19 protein-coding genes are annotated in these 19740 nt (G+C 44.2%); 15 read left to right on the top strand and 4 right to left on the bottom strand.

Annotated features, from left to right (window positions below):
• Positions 1–102: 102 nt before the first annotated feature.
• Complete coding sequence (locus JNUCC21_RS15145) at positions 103–486, top strand: FxsA family protein (protein ID WP_216061792.1); 384 nt, start codon at positions 103–105, stop codon at positions 484–486.
• A 31-nt stretch (positions 487–517) separates the two neighbouring features.
• Here the strand turns inward: JNUCC21_RS15145 and ytvI are convergent, their stop codons facing one another.
• On the bottom strand, positions 518–1633 hold the full coding sequence (gene ytvI, locus JNUCC21_RS15140) for a sporulation integral membrane protein YtvI (RefSeq protein WP_007408071.1): 1116 nt from the start codon (positions 1631–1633) through the stop codon (positions 518–520).
• Positions 1634–1730: 97 nt separating this feature from the next.
• Between ytvI and JNUCC21_RS15135 the strand changes: the two genes are divergently transcribed.
• From JNUCC21_RS15135 to JNUCC21_RS15125, 3 genes are all read left to right on the top strand, one after another.
• Positions 1731–2195 (top strand): DUF441 domain-containing protein, encoded by a 465-nt coding sequence (locus tag JNUCC21_RS15135; RefSeq protein WP_003152447.1) that lies wholly within the window; start codon positions 1731–1733, stop codon positions 2193–2195.
• Between the two features lie 404 nt (positions 2196–2599).
• Positions 2600–3010: a YjdF family protein gene (locus JNUCC21_RS15130; protein ID WP_015240369.1), complete on the top strand. Its 411-nt coding sequence runs from the start codon at positions 2600–2602 to the stop codon at positions 3008–3010.
• 348 nt (positions 3011–3358) lie between these two features.
• On the top strand, positions 3359–3778 hold the full coding sequence (locus tag JNUCC21_RS15125) for a hypothetical protein (RefSeq protein WP_032871707.1): 420 nt from the start codon (positions 3359–3361) through the stop codon (positions 3776–3778).
• Positions 3779–4067: 289 nt separating this feature from the next.
• On the opposite strand, the gene JNUCC21_RS15120 is transcribed toward JNUCC21_RS15125, so the two are convergent.
• Positions 4068–5006: a hypothetical protein gene (locus JNUCC21_RS15120; protein WP_234949317.1), complete on the bottom strand. Its 939-nt coding sequence runs from the start codon at positions 5004–5006 to the stop codon at positions 4068–4070.
• 13 nt (positions 5007–5019) lie between these two features.
• The gene (locus tag JNUCC21_RS15115) at positions 5020–5544 is read right to left on the bottom strand and encodes a hypothetical protein (RefSeq protein WP_016938736.1); all 525 of its coding nucleotides are present in this window, start codon (positions 5542–5544) and stop codon (positions 5020–5022) included.
• 287 nt (positions 5545–5831) lie between these two features.
• On the opposite strand from JNUCC21_RS15115, the gene JNUCC21_RS15110 reads away from it, so the two are divergent.
• From JNUCC21_RS15110 to coaE, 11 genes are all read left to right on the top strand, one after another.
• Positions 5832–6944, top strand: coding sequence for a tetratricopeptide repeat protein (locus JNUCC21_RS15110; protein ID WP_369878290.1), 1113 nt, complete (start codon positions 5832–5834; stop codon positions 6942–6944).
• Positions 6945–7094 (top strand): PhrK family phosphatase-inhibitory pheromone, encoded by a 150-nt coding sequence (locus JNUCC21_RS15105; protein WP_164463356.1) that lies wholly within the window; start codon positions 6945–6947, stop codon positions 7092–7094. It begins immediately after the preceding gene.
• Between the two features lie 437 nt (positions 7095–7531).
• Positions 7532–8650 (top strand): citrate synthase, encoded by a 1119-nt coding sequence (gene citZ / locus JNUCC21_RS15100; protein ID WP_072589448.1) that lies wholly within the window; start codon positions 7532–7534, stop codon positions 8648–8650.
• Between the two features lie 160 nt (positions 8651–8810).
• Positions 8811–10082, top strand: coding sequence for an NADP-dependent isocitrate dehydrogenase (gene icd / locus JNUCC21_RS15095; protein WP_007408075.1), 1272 nt, complete (start codon positions 8811–8813; stop codon positions 10080–10082).
• A 45-nt stretch (positions 10083–10127) separates the two neighbouring features.
• On the top strand, positions 10128–11066 hold the full coding sequence (gene mdh, locus JNUCC21_RS15090) for a malate dehydrogenase (RefSeq protein WP_003152455.1): 939 nt from the start codon (positions 10128–10130) through the stop codon (positions 11064–11066).
• A 215-nt stretch (positions 11067–11281) separates the two neighbouring features.
• Positions 11282–12001 (top strand): response regulator transcription factor, encoded by a 720-nt coding sequence (locus JNUCC21_RS15085; RefSeq protein WP_003152457.1) that lies wholly within the window; start codon positions 11282–11284, stop codon positions 11999–12001.
• Entirely contained in the window at positions 11994–13733 is a 1740-nt protein-coding gene (pnpS, locus tag JNUCC21_RS15080) for a two-component system histidine kinase PnpS (protein WP_369878289.1), read from the top strand. Before JNUCC21_RS15085 ends, pnpS begins: the two co-directional genes overlap by 8 nt.
• Positions 13734–13979: 246 nt before the next feature.
• Complete coding sequence (polA, locus tag JNUCC21_RS15075) at positions 13980–16619, top strand: DNA polymerase I (RefSeq protein WP_042635413.1); 2640 nt, start codon at positions 13980–13982, stop codon at positions 16617–16619.
• Between the two features lie 24 nt (positions 16620–16643).
• Entirely contained in the window at positions 16644–17474 is an 831-nt protein-coding gene (gene mutM / locus JNUCC21_RS15070; RefSeq protein ID WP_150123258.1) for a DNA-formamidopyrimidine glycosylase, read from the top strand.
• 136 nt (positions 17475–17610) lie between these two features.
• Complete coding sequence (ytaF, locus tag JNUCC21_RS15065; protein WP_003152461.1) at positions 17611–18243, top strand: sporulation membrane protein YtaF; 633 nt, start codon at positions 17611–17613, stop codon at positions 18241–18243.
• Positions 18244–18258: 15 nt separating this feature from the next.
• A complete protein-coding gene (coaE, locus tag JNUCC21_RS15060) occupies positions 18259–18852 on the top strand; it encodes a dephospho-CoA kinase (protein WP_015240363.1) in 594 nt (197 codons plus the stop codon).
• Between the two features lie 38 nt (positions 18853–18890).
• Here the strand turns inward: coaE and JNUCC21_RS15055 are convergent, their stop codons facing one another.
• Positions 18891–19733, bottom strand: a complete 843-nt coding sequence (locus JNUCC21_RS15055; RefSeq protein ID WP_015240362.1) for an aldo/keto reductase — start codon at positions 19731–19733, stop codon at positions 18891–18893.
• Between the last annotated feature and the right edge of the window lie 7 nt (positions 19734–19740).

Below are 19740 nucleotides of genomic sequence, written 5' to 3'. Positions count from 1 at the left end.
AAAAAAGAGAGGGGGGTTCTCCCTTCTCTTTTGTCTTTAGGCTGATTTTCCTATTCCCATGCGGGCGGTGACGGGCTTTTAGAAGGGCAGGAGGGCAGAAAAATGAGAGTGTTATTCTTACTGTTTATCGTGTGTCCGGCAATTGAAATCGGCTTGTTTCTGCTGGCGGGAAAATGGCTCGGTATTTTTCCGACCTTCCTTCTCATCATTTTGACAGGCGTGTTAGGCGCCTTGGTGGCAAAAAGACAGGGAACCGATGTGTATCATCGGGTGATGCGCGACCTGCAGTACGGCAAAATGCCGGGGGAAGCGCTTCTTGACGGAATATGCGTCTTTTTCGGAGGCCTGCTTTTGATGCTTCCGGGTTTTCTGTCCGATATTGCAGGGGCCTGTCTTCTGATTCCGTTCACTCGGAACCGCATGAAGCCGCTTTTGTTCAAATGGCTGAGAGGAATGTCAAAAAACAAGCGGATCATTATCAAATAAAAACGGCAGCCTTCTTACAGGGCTGCTGTTTTTATTTGGACTGAACAGTAATATAGGCCCATATTTCTTTTAAAGCGCCCGTTGTGATAAAGGCCTGAATGAAAACGAGCAGCGCGGGCCCCGCAGCCAGTCCTAAAATTCCGAACAGTTTAAAACCGGCAAACAGGGCGATTAAGGTCGCAAGCGGATCAAGTCCGATTGACTTGCTTAAAATTTTCGGCTCCGTCAGCTGGCGCTGGATAAGAACCACAATATATAAAACACCGAGACCGATCGCTTGAGGAAGCTGACCGGCAATGGCTAAATACATAATCCAGGGAACAAAGACCGACCCGGCGCCGAGATACGGGAGCAGGTCCACCAGGCCGATAAAAAAGGCGATGGTTGCCGCATGCTCAATCCCTAAAAGAAAAAGTCCGATAAAGACAATGATCATCGTGAAAAGTATGAGCACGGCCTGCGCCTTAATGAAACCTGCCATCGCTTTTTTCAGCTCTCCCGATACGGCCTTGGCGTTTGCCGAAACCCGTTCCGGAAGAATGGAATAAAGCAGCGCCTTCAGCTTATGCCAGTCCTTTGTCATAAAAAAAGTCGCCAGCATTGCGAAAATGAAGACGGCAGCTGTATTGGGAAGGAAGGCAATCCATTTCGGCACCAGCTCTAAAAGATGTGAAAGCATCAGCCCCGCATTTTTAGCGGCTGTATCACCGAGGGTCTGAATATGCGTCACGATGGATGCCTGCTGATTGGTTTCCAGTCCGTTAAATAGGACGGTCAGCTCGTGGTACAATGGCTGAATGCGGGAAGTGAACAGCTCTTCGCAATACGTCATAAAGGCGCTGATATGGGGAGGGAGCGTTTTGGCCAGATAGGCGGTTCCCGAAATGATTTCCGCAACGAGAAATGTCGCCGCGCCAAGAAGAATAAGCAAAAAGAAGACCAGGACAATGACAGTATTGACTGACCGGGGCAGCCCCGTCAGTTTGTCCAGCCAGTCAACTACGGGAATGATCGCTGATGACAGAATAAGGGCGATCAGAAACGGATAAGTTAACGGAAATGAGGCGTAACCGGCCGCTAAAGCGCCGCCGGCCGCAGCGAGTACAAACAGCGCGCGGAAAAAAACAGTTGCATAGTGCGGATTCACATCGATCCTCCTCTCGGTCGGCACGTCCTATTACATTAGTTTATTCGTCAAAAAAAAGGATATGAATACAGATATGATGAAAGAAGGTGCTTTCAGGATGTTTACACAGGCGAATTTATTTTTACTATTATTGCTGGCCATCGCATTGGTAGCCAAAAATCAGTCATTGCTTTTTGCCGTCGGCTTTCTCATTGTGATAAAAGCTGTCGGTCTTGATCAGAAACTATTTCCGGTTATTCAGTCAAAAGGCATCAACTGGGGGGTCACCGTCATTACAATCGCCGTTTTAGTGCCGATTGCCACAGGTGATATCGGTTTTAAACAGCTCGGAGAAGCGATGAAATCATATTATGCGTGGATCGCTCTCGGTGCCGGGATCGCGGTTGCCTTAATCGCCAAAAACGGTCTCACCTTATTGGAAAACGACCCTCATATTACAACGGCGCTGGTCATCGGCACGATACTTGCCGTCGCGCTTTTCGGAGGCGTCGCCGTAGGCCCGTTAATCGGCGCCGGAATCGCCTACTTGGCCATGCAAATCGTTAAAATATTCACTTCGTAAAGTAAAAAAGCGGCGTAAAGCTGCTTTTTTTGTGGAGAAAATTAGAGTTTGCACTTGCGCATTTTGTAGTTCAGACAAATGCCATTTGCATTATTCCGATGAATGAAGCGGCTTATCATGTAACAAAGAACTTCGGGATTGACGGCGCACATGGAGCGAAAACAGCGATAGTAGATTAAAAGCTGATGGGATTTATGGGCCTGCCTGATACCAAAGCAAAACTTGAAGTGTTGTCAAAATAAGCGGAGACCCTTTCCTTCAATTTGAAAGTTTGTTAAATTTATAATGAGAATGAAAAAACACAATTCGGTTGGTAGTCCGGATGCATGATTTAAAATGTCAGTAACCTTCCCCTCCTCGGGATGTCCATCATTCTTCAGTAAATTTAGGAGGAGGGAATCGTTATGAAATTAACGGTTTACTACGATGGTCAGTTTTGGGTAGGAGTCATTGAAGTTGTGAATGATGGGAAATTAAGAGCAATTCGTCATTTGTTTGGACAAGAGCCAAAGGATTCAGAAATAATGCATTTTGTTAATAATCAACTTTTACAGACTCTCTCCCACACTGAACAAGAAGGGGTTTGTGTTAAAGCAAAATCTAAGAAATTAAACCCAAAAAGATTGCAGCGACAAGCTTCTAAAGAGATGAAAAATATCGGGATATCAACTAAGGCACAAAAAGCGATAAAACAGGAGCTTGAAGCAAGAAAAGAAAAGAAAAAACAACTGAATAGAAAACAAAGAGAAAAAATAAAGGAACAAAAATATTTAATCAGAAAACAAAAAGCAAAAGAAAAGCATAGGGGAAAATAGTTGGAGAGCCCGATGAAGCCCTTCGATTGAAAAGTTGAGCGGCATCAGTTAGTTTCTTCGGACTGATTTAGAGAAAAAAAGTATAAGTCAGAGCCCTTCTCGAGATGAGGAGGGTTTTTCTGCCATTTATTTAAAATCACTTACATCAGTAAATGAGTCAGTTTCAATTGATGAACGGTTTGATAAGGATATTTACAGCTGAGTACAAAAGCGAAAATCTTGTCTTAGCTGAAGTAATAATAAGCTCTCTCTTTTATGAAGGGAGAAGACTTTTCGAAGTTATTAGATATTCAAGATGTAATAAAAAATAAAGGAATGCAAATGTTAAAGTGAAGGGAGATGATTACTATGAAAAAAATAATTGTATTGGTGATCTTATGTTTTTCGTTAAGCTCTATCACAGTGGCTGCTGCTAAACAAGAACACGGCCAGAACCCAAAAGTTTCTCAGGAGCTATTTGGTGTTTTTATGCATGAGCTTTTCTGTAAAAATATATTAGACAGTGCCCGTGAATTCTATAAGGATGACACACTCTCTGTTACCACTAAAGGAGGCGTTAAATTATCCGAAGAAAAAGAAGGCAGGTATATAGTGAAGTTCATAATTATCCCTCATTCAAAGCTTCTGGGTAAAAAAGGCAAGATTTCAGGAACCGATACATTGACTTTCAGAGTAGACCCCTTCCTTTTGGGTTCTGGTTCAAGGGACAGAAATTCAGCAGTTACATTCCTGCATTTAAAGCATAACAACTCCACAAGGCAAAATTGATAAAACAGGATACTCTACATAGGATGTCCTCTTTTGGTAAAAAGGTTCCTGTCTATCACGAATAAACAGAGCAGATGCGAATTTACGGGCCGAGTACGAAAGCGAAACTGAAATCATTATTGAAATGAAAAAATCCCCCGTTTTGGGGGATTACTTTTTCTTCTCTTCTAATAGTTGAATAATTCTTTGATTAGCCTGTTTTTGCGCTCTCAACAACGAAACAATATTCCCTGTGAAACCAATCAAAATGACAAGCAGAAAAATTATAATCCACACAAGGCCATACCTCCTAAGGTGTTATTACCGTCCTGAAAGTCGAATCACTTGTATTGTTTAGACCTTCATACATTGTACTTGTCTTGTATGGAGTTGGAAATAGGACAATTTGATAGTTTTCTTTATCCTCAACTTTCGGCATGTCAATTTCATATATATTTGTGGCATTCTCTTTAACACTGGTAAATGAAACAGGTTTCCCATTAACTGAGCTTTGTTCTGTCCCTGATAAGGCGACTAAGGCATAATCAAGATTCGTATCATGTGAATTGAAAATTTGCAAGTATGTTTTTTGGTTGCTTTTTGATTTGAATAGGATTTTATTTCCGGTTTGTTTTGACGTTAAAAATACTTGTTCGCCCGTTAATTCATCAGTTGTTTTTTGGGGTTTTAGGTCTTCTTTTTCATCCCGGCTTTTCCTGATGTAACGGAGAGTAAAGTTTTCTTGTAAACCAGATGCTATATCAAGGTTATTGCTTTCTTGTTTGTAATCAGGCTCAGGAATAACAATGAAACTTAACTCGCTGAAATTAGAAGGCGGCTCAAATTCCAGCTTGATTTTTTTTACCGAATCTTTATCCATTTTGAATGTATAAGATTTTTTGTACCCTCCGCCATTTGCTTTGAAAGGAATTGTCTTGAAGTCTGAGAGGATAACCAATCCATATGTTCTTTTGTCATTAAAATAATGACTAAAAGATAATACTTTTTTGTATCCCTTCCCGTTTTTCTTTCCAATATCCAAAGAGTCTAAAATTTGCCCGTCCTCTTCATATAAACCGTATGAAACGGTGTCAGTGCCGGGGCCGGTCACATCTTCTTGTTCATCATTGTACTTTTCATCATCTGTAACTGCAGAAGTCTGTTTGTTTTGATCTTTGTTAAAAAAGTAAAGGGATGCGGCAACTGCCAAAATTACGAAGGGAACACAAATTAAAAGAATCTTTTTCATTCTCATTTATATTTTAAAGAACGTCTTTTATGTTCCATTTTTTCTGATGCGTTACAGTTTTATATTTTTTCCTTACGTATTTGGAGTTACCATATGCTTTCCCTTTACATCCATATCCCCCGGTTACTGTTCCCACAGCTTCCGCCCCGGCATAGTTTGAATTACTATTTGTGTCAGTTTTGCTTTTTGAAAGCGCGCCGTTATTATAGTACAATCGTGATTTTGCCTCGATTGTATTTATTCTCATTTTGGCGCTGGCCTTTGTCAACATGGCGTAATTGCATGCGAAAAAGTCCAGTCCCTGTCTGCGCTTTTTTAAATTCCAATTGGTCTTATAATCAGGTTTTGACGCCATTACAGTATACGGGCTTTCGGTTGCTGTCTGAAGAATAGAGCCAGAGCTTTCCGTACTGTCTTCAATTGTAATCCATTCTTCATCGGTCTTAATAGATGCAGCAGAGGCGGTGTCTTGATAAGAAAGCAATGATCCGGAAGCTAAAGTAAAGGTAGCCAGGAAAGGTAAAACAAATTTTTTCATCTCAACATCTCCTTTTTTGTTATTTTGTTACAGCGCCAATTATACAGGTCTACATTTTTTTATGAATGGGGAAAAACATCTGTAGATTCGACAATAGAGAGAAATAGTCCGCTATAATATCATTCTGAAAAAGTGGGTAAATAGCCTTTTTTTAAAATTGCGTGATATCGAAACGGGAAATTGCGTGATGTCGAAAAAAAATCCTATTAATTACATTTTATGTTAAAGGTATGCTAGAATATTGTTTGAGAAAATTTAGAATATTTGTAGAAAGAGGGGTTTATCTTATGAGTAAACTGGCTTCTGAATGTGTTGCAAATATATTAAATGATTGGTATATCGCGATAAAACAACAAGACGCTGAGTCTGCTGAGAGATATTTTGAAGAGGTCAAACCATTGTTTGATGAGATGGAAGAGGATCAGGAAGTTTTGATGTATTATTCTTTGTTGGAGGAAAGGCATAAAATGCTTTTGTATCAGGTGAAAGGGGAGGAGCTTCCGCCTCATTCATATTTTAATGAAAACCACGCTGAGGAAATAAAAAAAACAGACCATATGATTGAATATTATTTCTTTCTATTTGAAGCGTTATATGAGTCGCACAAAAGGAATTTTGAGAAAGCAATTACTTTGTTCAAAATAGCCGAGAAAAAATTGAAAGATATACCCGATTGTATAGAGCGGGCTGAATTTTATTCGAAAGTGGCGTCTATGTATATGATGCTGCGGCAGAGTCTAATTTCTTTGAATTATATCAATGACTCTGTACAAATTTATAGAGAGAACGAAGGCTATAAACGAAAGCTTGCCACGTCTCTTATGATTGTCGGGCAAAACTACACTGATTTAGGGCTTTACGAAAAAGCGGAGGAAAGTTTTTTAGAAGCAATCAGAATTTCGAGAGTTCTTCACGATTCACTTTTCACAGCTTTAATACATCATAATTTAAGTCTTACATATTCTGCAGCAAACCGCCCCCAAGACTGTATAAATGCCTTGAAAAAAGCCATCAGAAATAAAGAGTGGAGGGGCTCGGTATATTATATAAATTCCCTGTATATGTTTTTGAAAGAGCTTTATAAAATAGGGGATGTAAATAAAATGCCATATTATTATAAAAAGACAAAGGAATATTTTAAACGAAAAGAGAATAAGGTGTATGAGGCTAAAATAAATATTATTTACGGACTTCTGCAGCAGGATCAGAGGAAAAGCATTGAAACTTGTCGAGGTGGTATTTCTTACTTGTACGAAGTAAATGACCTTGATAGCGTTTTTGATCTTTCTTTGATTATTTCAGAACACTGTGAGAAGCATGGACTCTTTAAAGAGGCGCTTGAATTTTCTAAACATGCTATTTTAGCCGAGAAGAAAATGAAGCACCTGGAGGGATTATAATTGAAAAAAATTATTCTTTGTGCAGCCCTAACCTTTGTTACGTTAAGTGGTTTAGCTGTAGTCAAGATTAATCAAGCATCATCAGATGTTAAGATAACAGAGCGCCCGGTGGGTACTCTAAAATTAGCAGAGCGGCCAGTAGGCACATAAAAAAAGCCCCAGACAGGGCTTTTTTTTGCGCTCTTTCTGGCGTTCATTTGTGAATAACCCGGGTAGTGGTGCGTTGTCCTTTTAAACTCCCCTAAAACTCCCCCAATAAGAATACATGGTTTTACAAAGCGCCTGAAAGCAAGCGATTAAATTTATCAACGCAAAACCTTGATATATAGGGCTTTTAAAACATTTTTAGTTAAAAGTCTACAAATTAATCAGATTATTGTTTATAATAAGAATAGGCTTAAACTTAAATAAGCTTATAAGAATTTGTTATGTTCTTCTATAAGCATATCGGTTATGTAACCGCAATCAGTGAAATGTAAGCATTTTCTTAAAGGGGAAAGGGATTGTTTGCATGACTCATTTTAAGTAAGCCGTATGTTTTATATACTCTTTAAAGGGGAATTTTGATTGAAAAGGAGAGGTTGAATATGACAGCAACACGCGGTCTTGAAGGGGTTGTAGCAACAACATCATCTGTAAGCTCTATTATCGACGATACCCTTACATATGTAGGGTACGATATTGATGACTTGACAGAGAATGCAAGTTTTGAAGAAATCATTTATTTGCTGTGGCATCTGCGCCTGCCGAATAAAACGGAACTTGCTAAACTGAAAAAACAGCTTGCGAAAGAAGCTGCCGTTCCACAAGAAATCATTGAGCACTTCAAATCCTATCCCCTCAATAACGTACATCCAATGGCTGCGCTCCGGACGGCGATTTCATTACTCGGTCTGACTGACAGTGAAGCCGATGTTATGAATCCGGAAGCGAACTACAGAAAAGCCATCCGTCTGCAGGCGAAAGTGCCGGGCATTGTCGCCGCTTTCTCAAGAATCCGCAAAGGACTTGATCCTGTTGAACCGAAGGAAGAGTACGGAATCGCGGAGAACTTCCTTTACACCTTAAACGGTGAAGAGCCTTCTCCGATCGAAGTGGAAGCGTTTAACAAAGCGCTCATTCTTCATGCGGATCATGAGCTGAACGCATCAACATTTACGGCGAGAGTATGTGTCGCCACCTTATCCGATATTTACTCAGGCATCACTGCCGCCATCGGCGCTTTAAAAGGACCGCTTCACGGCGGAGCCAATGAAGCCGTCATGAAAATGCTGACAGAAATCGGCGAAGTGGAAAACGCCGAGCCTTATATCCGCAGCAAAATGGAGAAAAAGGAAAAAGTAATGGGCTTCGGACACCGTGTGTATAAGCATGGAGACCCGCGCGCCAAACACTTAAAAGAAATGAGCAAACGCCTGACGAATCTGACGGGTGAAAGCAAATGGTACGACATGTCAATCCGTGTCGAAGAAATCGTGACGTCGGAGAAAAAACTCCCGCCTAACGTTGATTTCTATTCCGCATCTGTATACCACAGTCTCGGCATTGATCACGATCTGTTCACGCCGATCTTTGCGGTCAGCAGAATGTCAGGATGGATCGCCCATATTCTTGAACAGTACGATAACAACCGCCTCATCCGCCCGCGCGCTGATTACACGGGTCCGGATAAGCAGACTTTTGTTCCGATTGATGAAAGAGCCTGATCAAACGGGAGGCTGGTGATTTTCATGTCGTTAGCCTCTTGTTAATCAAGCCCGGATTGGTTTACAATTTTGATAGAATCTTGAGAAAAGTCATTTTATTTTCTATACAAGAAAAATAAAATGTTTTCTAAATATGAATTACATACTGGGAGGTAATATTGTGTCACAAGGTGAAAAAATTACAGTCTCTAATGGAGTATTAAACGTACCAAATAATCCGATTATCCCGTTTATTGAAGGCGACGGCACAGGCCCTGATATTTGGAACGCCGCTTCTAAAGTATTGGAAGCCGCTGTTGAAAAAGCATATAAAGGCGAGAAAAAAATCACATGGAAAGAAGTTTATGCCGGTGAAAAGGCTTATAATAAAACAGGTGAGTGGCTTCCTGCCGAAACGCTGGAAGACATCAGAGAGTACTTCATCGCCATCAAAGGTCCTCTGACGACACCGGTCGGCGGCGGTATCCGTTCTCTGAACGTGGCGCTGAGACAGGAGCTTGATTTGTTTACGTGCCTGCGCCCTGTCAGATATTTCACGGGAGTGCCTTCTCCGGTCAAACGACCTGAAGATACGGATATGGTCATTTTCCGCGAGAATACGGAAGATATTTACGCCGGAATTGAGTATGCGAAAGGTTCTGAAGAAGTTGAAAAGCTGATCAGCTTCCTGCAAAATGAAATGGGTGTTAACAAAATCCGTTTCCCTGAAACGTCAGGAATCGGCATCAAACCTGTTTCTGAAGAAGGCACAAGCCGCTTAGTCAGAGCCGCCATTGAGTATGCGATCGAAAACGGCCGTAAGTCTGTCACGCTTGTCCACAAAGGAAACATCATGAAGTTCACTGAAGGGGCATTTAAAAACTGGGGCTACGAGCTTGCCGAAAGAGAATACGGAGATAAAGTATTCACTTGGGCTGAATATGACCGCATTGTCGAAAAAGACGGAAAAGAAGCGGCTGATAAAGCGCAGAGCGATGCGGAAGCGGCAGGAAAAATCATCGTCAAAGACAGCATCGCTGATATTTTCCTTCAGCAGATCTTAACCCGTCCGAGCGAATTCGACGTCGTGGCGACAATGAACTTAAACGGAGACTATATCTCTGATGCGCTTGCCGCTCAGGTAGGCGGAATCGGAATCGCGCCGGGAGCGAACATCAACTATGAAACAGGGCATGCGATATTCGAAGCGACTCACGGAACGGCTCCTAAGTATGCCGGCCTTGACAAAGTCAACCCGTCATCCGTCATCCTTTCAGGAGTGCTTCTTCTTGAACACCTGAACTGGAATGAGGCTGCCGACTTGATCATTAAATCTATGGAAAAAACGATTGCTTCAAAAGTAGTAACGTACGATTTTGCTAGATTAATGGACGGCGCAACTGAAGTGAAATGTTCAGAGTTTGGTGAAGAGCTAATTAAAAACATGGACTGAACCTAAAGCAGACTTCTAATGAAGCCAAAAAAGGAGAAGAGAATCATGGGAAAAACACGCAGTAAAGTTTCTGTTATCGGAGCAGGATTTACGGGAGCGACAACAGCCTTTCTTACAGCTCAAAAAGAGCTTGCGGACGTTGTGCTCGTTGATATTCCGCAATTAGAAAACCCGACAAAAGGAAAAGCGCTAGACATGCTCGAAGCAAGTCCGGTTCAAGGATTTGACGCGAAAATCACAGGCACGTCCAACTACGAGGACACAGCCGGTTCTGATATCGTCGTCATCACAGCCGGAATTGCGAGAAAACCGGGCATGAGCCGTGATGATCTCGTATCTACAAACGAAAAAATCATGAGAAGCGTCACACGTGAGATCGTGAAATATTCTCCTGACTGCATTATCGTTGTATTGACAAACCCTGTTGATGCGATGACATATGCGGTGTACAAAGAATCAGGCTTCCCGAAAGAACGCGTCATCGGACAATCCGGAGTGCTTGACACTGCGCGATTCAGAACATTCGTCGCTGAAGAATTAAACCTGTCTGTAAAAGATGTGACCGGTTTTGTTCTTGGCGGACATGGTGACGACATGGTTCCTCTCGTCCGTTATTCCTATGCGGGCGGCATTCCGCTTGAAACGCTTATCCCGAAAGACCGTCTTGATGCGATTGTAGAACGCACAAGAAAAGGCGGCGGGGAAATCGTCAACCTTCTCGGAAACGGAAGCGCCTACTACGCGCCTGCTGCATCACTGACTGAAATGGTAGAAGCCATTTTGAAAGATCAGCGCCGCGTGCTTCCGACCATCGCTTACTTAGAAGGCGAATACGGTCATGAAGGCATTTACTTAGGCGTACCGACGATTATCGGAGGAAACGGCCTAGAGCAAATCATCGAGCTTGAACTGACAGACTATGAAAAAGCGCAGCTGAGTAAATCAGTTGAATCTGTCAAAAACGTGATGAAAGTATTGTCATAAGAAAAAAGGGAAGGCTTCCGAATCAGAAGCCTTCCTCTTTTTACAATTAATGAAAGCGTTTTCTTTTTCCCTGAGCGATCCTTTCTCTGAAAATGATCAAAAAGGCGAATTGTCTGAACGGGCAGTATTGGATAAAATGAAATCATAAAGTGATATGCAGCACATAAAATAGAGAAAATTGGATGTCGGGGAAAATAGACAGCGGAGGGCGCAGCATGAACAAAAAAATTTTAGTTGTAGATGATGAACAATCTATCGTTACTCTTTTACAGTATAATCTGGAACGGTCCGGCTATGATGTCATTACCGCATCAGACGGTGAAGAGGCTCTGGAGCTGGCAGAGAATGAAAATCCGGATTTAATCGTACTGGATGTCATGCTGCCGAAAGTGGACGGAATCGACGTCTGTAAACAGCTCAGACAGCAGAAAATGATGGTTCCGATCTTGATGCTGACAGCAAAAGATGAGGAGTTTGATAAGGTGCTGGGACTGGAGCTCGGAGCGGATGATTACATGACAAAGCCGTTCAGTCCGCGGGAAGTCACTGCGCGGGTGAAAGCCATTTTAAGAAGGGCTGACATTTCTTCGCTGTCACAAGGCAGAGAAGAGGAAAAGGACGGGCAGATCCTCATCGGCGAGCTGAAAATTCTTCCGGAGCATTACGAAGCGTACTTCAAGTCAGAACAGCTGGAATTGACGCCTAAAGAATTTGAACTGCTTCTGTATTTGGGAAAACATAAGGGAAGAGTGCTGACGAGAGATCTTCTGCTGAGCGCGGTCTGGAACTATGATTTTGCCGGGGATACCCGGATTGTTGACGTTCATATCAGTCATCTGCGCGACAAAATCGAATCTAATACCAAAAAACCCATCTATATTAAAACAATCAGAGGTTTGGGGTATAAACTGGAGGAGCCAAAAATGAATGAATAAAGTCCGTGTGCGTCTGTTCGCTTTACTCGTTGTATGTATCATATTGGTTTTCAGTGTTCTCGGCCTTTTTTTACAGCAGCTTCTTTCTTCATCCGCTGAAGAAAGAACGGCGGATCAGCTGAAAAAGGAATCGGTATACATAGCGGGCCTTCTTGACGCCGGCAGAATCGGCAATAAAAGCAATGAAACGGTAATCCGTGACGCCGGCCGCACCCTCGGTATAAACGTCGCCGTGCTCAACGAGAAGGGTGACGCCGTATACCATTCCGGCAGTCGTGCTGATGATTCAGCCGTAAAGGAGTTCATTTCTCACAATAAAAGTGAGGAAGCCGTACAGTCGAAAAGCAAAGTCATCCGCGGCACTGCCGTAAAAAATGACGCCGGGAAAATTACGGGGTATGTACTCGTTTCCTCTGAGATCAACGGCGGTTCAAGCGTTACCGGAGAAATGTGGGGCATGCTGGCAGCAAGTCTTTGTACCGCTTTTATCATTATCGTTTTCTTTTATACAAACATGACGTCACGTTACAAAAAATCAATCGACGCCGCGACAAAAGTGGCGACGGAGCTGTCCAAGGGGAATTATGACGCCCGCTCCTACAGCGGTTACGCAAGGCGGTCGGACCGTCTCGGGCGTGCGATGAACAGCCTGGCGGTCGATTTAATGGAAATGACGAGAACGCAGGATATGCAGCGCGATCGTCTGTTAACCGTCATTGAAAATATCGGATCCGGTTTGATTTTAATAGACGGGAGAGGTTTTATCAATCTCGTGAACCGGTCATACACGAAGCAGTTTCATACAAAGCCTGAACGTCTGCTTCGGCGTCTTTACCATGATGCGTTTGAACATGAGGAGATCATTCGGCTTGTCGAAGACATTTTTATGACGGAGACGAAAAAATGCCAGCTGCTCAGACTTCCCATCAACATTGAGCGGCGCTACTTTGAAGTTGACGGCGTTCCGATCATGGGGCCTGACGATGAATGGAAGGGCATCGTCCTCGTCTTTCACGATATGACGGAAATTAAAAAATTGGAGCAGATGAGAAAGGACTTCGTCGCCAATGTCTCCCATGAACTGAAAACACCGATCACCTCGATTAAAGGCTTTACGGAAACTCTGTTAGACGGAGCGATGAAAGACGAAAAGGCGCTTTCAGACTTTCTGTCTATCATTCTGAAAGAAAGTGAGCGGCTCCAATCTCTCGTGCAGGATTTACTGGATTTATCCAAGATGGAGCAGCAAAACTTTACGATGCGCGTAGAGTCCTTTGACGCCGCAAAAATTCTGCATGAAATTGAAGCGCTTTTGCGGCATAAGGCTGAGGAAAAAGGCATCAGCTTTCAGCTCGATCTCCCGGAAGAGCCGATTTTTGTGACGGGTGACGCGCACAGGCTGAAGCAGGTGTTTTTGAATCTGGCGAACAATGCCCTGACCTACACGCCTGAAAAAGGGACGGTGGGGATTTCGGTACATGTGAAAGAAACCGTTGTCGATATCAAAGTGTCCGATACGGGAATCGGCATTCAGAAGGAAGAGATCCCGAGGATATTTGAGAGATTCTACCGCGTGGATAAAGACAGAAGCCGCAACTCGGGAGGAACCGGGCTCGGCCTCGCCATCGTGAAGCACTTAATAGAAGCCCATGAAGGTAAAATCGAGGTCACAAGCGAGCCGGGACAGGGGACTGTATTTACCGTGACGCTGAAGCGGCAGCCGGAAGCGTGACCAGCTTTACAAAGGATTAACAATTTCTTCATGACCTGTTAAACCTATCTTGTTAGGATATAACAGAACCCCTTCATCCAAGGAGCCAATTTTGACGGCGGGAACGTGTTTTCTTGTTCCCGTCCTTTTTTGCGTTTTCACGGGGTTCGCTCATTTTCCTTTCAAATTGAACTTTGTTAAAATAAGAGAAGCTGTGAGATTAAAAAATAGAGGAATGACGAGCTTTTGCTCTTAGGAGGATATTGAATGACGGAACGAAAAAAATTAGTGCTTGTCGACGGAAACAGTCTGGCGTACCGGGCGTTTTTTGCATTGCCGCTTTTAAGCAATGAAAAAGGCATCCATACAAATGCCGTATACGGGTTTGCGATGATTTTAATGAAAATGCTGGAAGATGAAAAGCCAACCCACATGCTGGTGGCTTTTGATGCGGGAAAAACCACTTTCCGCCACAGCACGTTTAAAGAATATAAAGGCGGAAGACAAAAAACGCCGCCGGAGCTTTCAGAACAGATGCCGTTCATCCGCGAGCTCCTTGATGCCTATAACATCAGCCGCTACGAGCTTCCTGAATATGAAGCGGACGATATTATCGGCACCCTTGCCGTATCTGCTGAAAAAGAAGGCTTCGAAGTAAAGGTAGTTTCGGGGGACAAGGACTTAACCCAGCTTGCAACCGGGAAAACGACCGTTGCCATTACGAGAAAAGGCATTACCGACGTGGAAGATTACACGCCGGAGCACGTGCAAGAAAAGTACGGTCTGACCCCTTTGCAAATCATTGATATGAAGGGATTAATGGGGGATTCATCCGATAACATACCGGGCGTCCCCGGCGTCGGAGAAAAAACCGCGATTAAGCTTTTAAAGCAGTTCCATTCGGTTGAGAAACTGCTTGATTCCATTGATGAAGTCAGCGGAAAAAAATTAAAAGAAAAGCTTGAAGAATATAAGGAACAAGCCCTGATGAGCAAAGAGCTGGCGACGATTATGACAAATGCGCCGATTGAAGTCAAGCCCGAAGATTTAGATTACCAAGGGTTTGACCGTGAACAAGTTGTTGCCATTTTTAAAGACCTGGGTTTTAATACGCTTCTTGAGCGGCTCGGTGAAGAAAGCGGGGAAACGGCGGAAGAAAATTTTGAAGACATCAATGTCGAAACGGCAGAAGAAATCACCGAAGATATGCTCGTTTCACCGTCCGCTTTGGTGGTCGAACAAATCGGTGATAACTATCACGAAGAACCGATCCTCGGCTTTTCCATCGTGAATGAAACAGGTCTTTATTATATTCCGAAAGAAATCGCCATTCAGTCTGAAGCTTTTAAATCTTGGGCTGAAGATGAATCGATGAAAAAATGGGTGTTCGACAGCAAACGTTCCGTCGTCGCTTTGCGCTGGCAGGGAATTGAGCTGAAGGGAACGGAATTTGACGCACTTCTTGCTGCCTACATTATAAACCCGGGCAATTCGTACGACGATGTCGCGAGCGTAGCGAAAGAATACGGGCTGAATATCGTTTCAAAAGATGAAGCGGTATACGGAAAAGGCGCAAAGCGCGCCGTTCCGGCTGAAAAAGAGCTTGCCGATCATCTCGCGCGGAAAGCGTCTGCTGTTAACAGCCTCCGTGACAAACTGCTCGACGCTTTGGAAGAAAATAATCAGCTTGAATTATATGAAGATCTCGAACTCCCGCTTGCGCTAATTCTCGGAGAAATGGAATCAATGGGCGTCAAAGTGGATGTTGAAAGACTGAAGCGAATGGGCGAAGAGCTCAAGGCAAAGCTGAAAGAATATGAAGAAAAAATCCATGACATCGCCGGTGAGCCGTTTAACATCAATTCACCAAAACAGCTCGGCGTCATTCTGTTTGAAAAGCTCGGCCTGCCGCCAGTAAAGAAAACAAAAACAGGCTATTCCACTTCAGCTGATGTGCTTGAGAAGCTCGCAGACAAACATGATATCGTCGCGCACATTCTGCAATACAGACAAATCGGCAAACTCCAATCGACTTATATTGAAGGGCTGCTGAAGGTCACGCGCAAGGATTCTCATAAGGTGCATACACGGTTCAATCAGGCGTTGACTCAAACCGGACGCCTCAGCTCAACGGACCCGAACCTGCAAAATATTCCGATCCGGCTGGAGGAAGGGCGGAAAATCCGTCAGGCTTTCGTACCGTCCGAACCGGACTGGCTTATTTTCGCCGCCGATTATTCACAAATTGAATTAAGGGTGCTTGCGCATATTTCAAAAGATGAAAATCTGATCGAAGCGTTTACGAATGACATGGACATTCACACAAAAACCGCCATGGACGTGTTTCATGTCAGTGAAGATGAAGTGACACAAGCGATGCGCCGCCAGGCAAAGGCCGTCAATTTCGGCATTGTTTACGGCATCAGTGATTACGGGCTGTCGCAAAACCTCGGCATCACCCGGAAAGAAGCGGGCGCTTTTATAGACCGCTATTTGGAGAGCTTCCCGGGCGTCAAGGCATATATGGAAGAATCGGTGCAGGAAGCGAAGCAAAAAGGATATGTCACGACACTTATGCAGCGCCGCCGCTATATTCCTGAGCTGACCAGCCGCAACTTCAACCTGCGGAGCTTTGCGGAACGGACGGCCATGAATACGCCGATTCAGGGAAGCGCCGCCGATATTATTAAAAAAGCCATGATTGACATGGCAGCTGAGCTAAAAGAGAAAAACCTGAAGGCGCGACTGCTGCTTCAGGTGCACGATGAATTGATTTTTGAAGCGCCTAAGGAAGAAATTGAAATATTAGAGAAGCTGGTTCCTGAAGTGATGGAGCATGCTTTGGCATTAGACGTGCCGCTGAAGGCGGATTATGCTTCAGGGCCGTCTTGGTACGATGCAAAATAAACAGAAAAAAAGGAAGTGATGATTGTGCCGGAATTACCAGAAGTTGAAACGGTCCGGCGCACTCTGACCGGTCTTGTGAAGGGGAAAACGATTGAATCGGCGGATATCAGGTGGCCGAATATCATCAAAAAACCCGCCGAGCCGGAGGAATTCGCGCGGCAGATTGCAGGAGAAACAATCCGATCCATCGGAAGAAGGGGAAAGTTTTTGCTTTTCCATCTGGATCATTATGTCATGGTGTCCCACCTGCGGATGGAGGGGAAATACGGTCTTCATCAGGCCGATGAGCCTGACGATAAACATGTGCACGTCGTGTTTCACATGACGGACGGAACACAGCTCCGCTACCGGGATGTCCGGAAATTCGGCACGATGCATTTGTTTGCGCCGGGAGAGGAACAGAATGCATTACCGCTTTCACAGCTCGGGCCCGAACCCGATGATGAATCATTTACCGCTGCTTATTTAAAAGAGCGGCTTGCAAAAACGAACCGCGCGGTGAAAACAGCCCTGCTCGACCAAAAAGCGATCGTCGGCCTCGGCAATATTTATGTCGATGAAGCTTTATTCCGGGCGCGTGTTCATCCTGAGACAAAAGCGAGCAGTCTGTCAGACGGGCAGATAAAAACGCTTCATACAGAAATTAAAGACACCCTTCAGGAAGCGATTGACGCGGGCGGGAGCACCGTCCGGTCTTATATCAATTCTCAAGGGGAAATCGGAATGTTTCAGCTCAAACATTACGTATACGGCAAAAAGGATGAACCGTGCAAAACGTGCGGCACGATGATTTCTAAAATCGTGGTCGGCGGAAGGGGGACGCATTTTTGCGCCCGCTGCCAAAAAAAATCATAAACTGAAGCGGTTCAAGCAGGCGGCAGCAGAATGACTTTTTTCTAACACAGTTGATGACCTTTCTCCATATATATATTGTGATTCACCCAATAGGCATATGTCACAATTGCCGATCAAGAGAAAGGGAGAAACGGATATGGAGATTGTTTCTTTGCTGCTTTTGGCTTTTGCTGTCAGCTTGGACAGTTTTTCAGTCGGGTTTACGTATGGTTTGAGAAAAATGAAAATCCCGTTCAAAGCGATTGCCGTGATCGCTTGCTGTTCAGCCTCTGTGATGTTTATATCCATGCTGATCGGCCATTTTCTGACAAAGATTTTTCCCGTATCCGTCACGGAAAAACTGGGCGGGCTGATCTTAATCGGAATCGGGGCATGGGTCATCTGGCAATTTTTCAAACCGGCTAAAGAGCCGGATTACTTATTGCATGAAAAAACGTTACTTAATCTTGAAGTGAAATCGCTCGGCATCGTCATTCATATTTTGAAAAAACCGACCAGCGCCGATATTGATCAATCCGGAACCATTAACGGAGTCGAGGCGCTTCTGCTCGGTATCGCCTTATCCATTGACGCGTTTGGCGCCGGGCTGGGAGCGGCCATTCTCGGCTTTTCTCCGGTTATGATGAGCGTGACTGTCGGGCTGATGAGCTCGCTGTTTGTTTCACTCGGCATAAACGCGGGGCATTTGCTTTCAAGATGGAATTGGATAGATAAAATGACATTTTTGCCGGGAGTCCTGCTGATTATCATCGGGATTTGGAAAATGTAAGAAGGAGTGGGCTTTTTGAGCTTGGTCATCGGTTTAACGGGAGGCATCGCAAGCGGCAAAAGCACGGTAGCGCGTATGCTGATCGACAAAAAAATAACAGTCATTGATGCGGATGTCATCGCAAAACAGGCGGTGGAAAAAGGAATGCCGGCTTACGGACAAATTGTGGAAGCATTCGGAAAAGACATCCTTCTGGAAAATGGCGGTATCGACAGAAAAAAACTCGGTTCTATCGTTTTCACTGACGAACAGAAGCGTCTGAAGCTGAATCAGATCGTTCATCCGGCGGTACGTGCGGAAATGCTGAATCAGCGGGATGAAGCCGTTGCGCGAAAAGAGCAGTTCGTCGTTTTGGATATACCGCTTTTGTATGAAAGCGGGCTTGACTATCTGGTCGGCAAAGTGCTCGTCGTCACCGTACCGGCAGACATTCAGCTCAAACGGCTGATGAAGCGGAATTCCCTTACAGAAGAAGAAGCGATGAGCCGGATAACGTCGCAAATGCCTTTAGCGGACAAAACAAAAAAAGCTGACGCCGTCATTGATAACAGCGGCAGTCTTGAATATACGAAGCATCAGCTGGAGGAAATATTGAGCAGCTGGGCATAAACAAACACCGTTCGGAAAGCCGAACGGTGTTTTTCTGGTTAAAAATCAAAATTGTCAGGATCAGGACCGACACGGAGGTTTTCGTTCAGATCATCAATCCGCTTTATATCGTCAGCTGACAGTTCGAAATCAAAGACATTTGCATTTTCTTCAATACGGTGTTTTTTCGTTGATTTCGGAATGGTGATGACACCGTTCTGCAAATCCCAGCGCAAAATCACTTGAGCGGCTGATTTGCCGTACTTCTCAGCGATCTCCTGTAAGACGGGGTGATCAAGCAGCTGCCCTTGCATCAATGGCGACCACGCTTCAAGCTGAATGTCTTGTTCAGTACAGAAAGCAAGCAGTTCTTTCTGTGTCAGACGAGGATGGTACTCCACCTGGTTGATCATCGGCTTGATTTCCGTCTCTTTCATGAGATGTTTCAGATGGTGAATTTGGAAATTGCTGACCCCGATCGCCTTAATGCGTCCATCCCGGTAGAGAGTTTCGAGCGCCCGCCACGCATCGATGTACTTTCCTTCGACAGGCCAATGGATCAAATATAAATCCAAATAATCTAAACCGAGTTTTTCTAAGCTTGTGTCAAACGCTTTTAACGTTTCTTCATATCCTAAATCGGCATTCCATACTTTTGACGTGACAAAAATGTCTTCACGTTTTAATCCCGCTTCTTGCAGCCCTTGGCGGATGCCTTCGCCGACACCTTCTTCATTTCCGTAAATCGCGGCGGTATCAACGCTGCGATAGCCGTGCACCAATGCCGTTTTCACCGCGTTGACGAGTTCCGCGCCTTCCTCTACTTTGAAAACTCCGATGCCGAACCAAGGCATCTCTACTCCGTTATGCAATGTTGCTTTTGCTTGTAAATGTGTTGTCATGTATATA

Source organism: Bacillus sp. JNUCC-21 (assembly GCF_041222765.1).
Taxonomy (GTDB): Bacteria; Bacillota; Bacilli; order Bacillales; family Bacillaceae; genus Bacillus; species Bacillus velezensis.
This window is presented reverse-complemented; position numbering and strand designations above follow the sequence as displayed.

Bases quoted from the DNA above. Each gene is read 5' to 3' on its own strand.
- JNUCC21_RS15115 (WP_016938736.1), bottom strand. From the start codon at position 5,544: ATGAAAAAATTTGTTTTACCTTTCCTGGCTACCTTTACTTTAGCTTCC.
- JNUCC21_RS15145 (WP_216061792.1), top strand. From the start codon at position 103: ATGAGAGTGTTATTCTTACTGTTTATCGTGTGTCCGGCAATTGAAATC.
- JNUCC21_RS15055 (WP_015240362.1), bottom strand. From the start codon at position 19,733: ATGACAACACATTTACAAGCAAAAGCAACATTGCATAACGGAGTAGAG.
- mdh (WP_003152455.1), top strand. From the start codon at position 10,128: ATGGGAAAAACACGCAGTAAAGTTTCTGTTATCGGAGCAGGATTTACG.
- polA (WP_042635413.1), top strand. From the start codon at position 13,980: ATGACGGAACGAAAAAAATTAGTGCTTGTCGACGGAAACAGTCTGGCG.
- ytaF (WP_003152461.1), top strand. From the start codon at position 17,611: ATGGAGATTGTTTCTTTGCTGCTTTTGGCTTTTGCTGTCAGCTTGGAC.
- JNUCC21_RS15135 (WP_003152447.1), top strand. From the start codon at position 1,731: ATGTTTACACAGGCGAATTTATTTTTACTATTATTGCTGGCCATCGCA.
- JNUCC21_RS15110 (WP_369878290.1), top strand. From the start codon at position 5,832: ATGAGTAAACTGGCTTCTGAATGTGTTGCAAATATATTAAATGATTGG.
- pnpS (WP_369878289.1), top strand. From the start codon at position 11,994: ATGAATAAAGTCCGTGTGCGTCTGTTCGCTTTACTCGTTGTATGTATC.
- JNUCC21_RS15125 (WP_032871707.1), top strand. From the start codon at position 3,359: ATGAAAAAAATAATTGTATTGGTGATCTTATGTTTTTCGTTAAGCTCT.
- JNUCC21_RS15085 (WP_003152457.1), top strand. From the start codon at position 11,282: ATGAACAAAAAAATTTTAGTTGTAGATGATGAACAATCTATCGTTACT.
- citZ (WP_072589448.1), top strand. From the start codon at position 7,532: ATGACAGCAACACGCGGTCTTGAAGGGGTTGTAGCAACAACATCATCT.
- JNUCC21_RS15130 (WP_015240369.1), top strand. From the start codon at position 2,600: ATGAAATTAACGGTTTACTACGATGGTCAGTTTTGGGTAGGAGTCATT.
- JNUCC21_RS15120 (WP_234949317.1), bottom strand. From the start codon at position 5,006: ATGAAAAAGATTCTTTTAATTTGTGTTCCCTTCGTAATTTTGGCAGTT.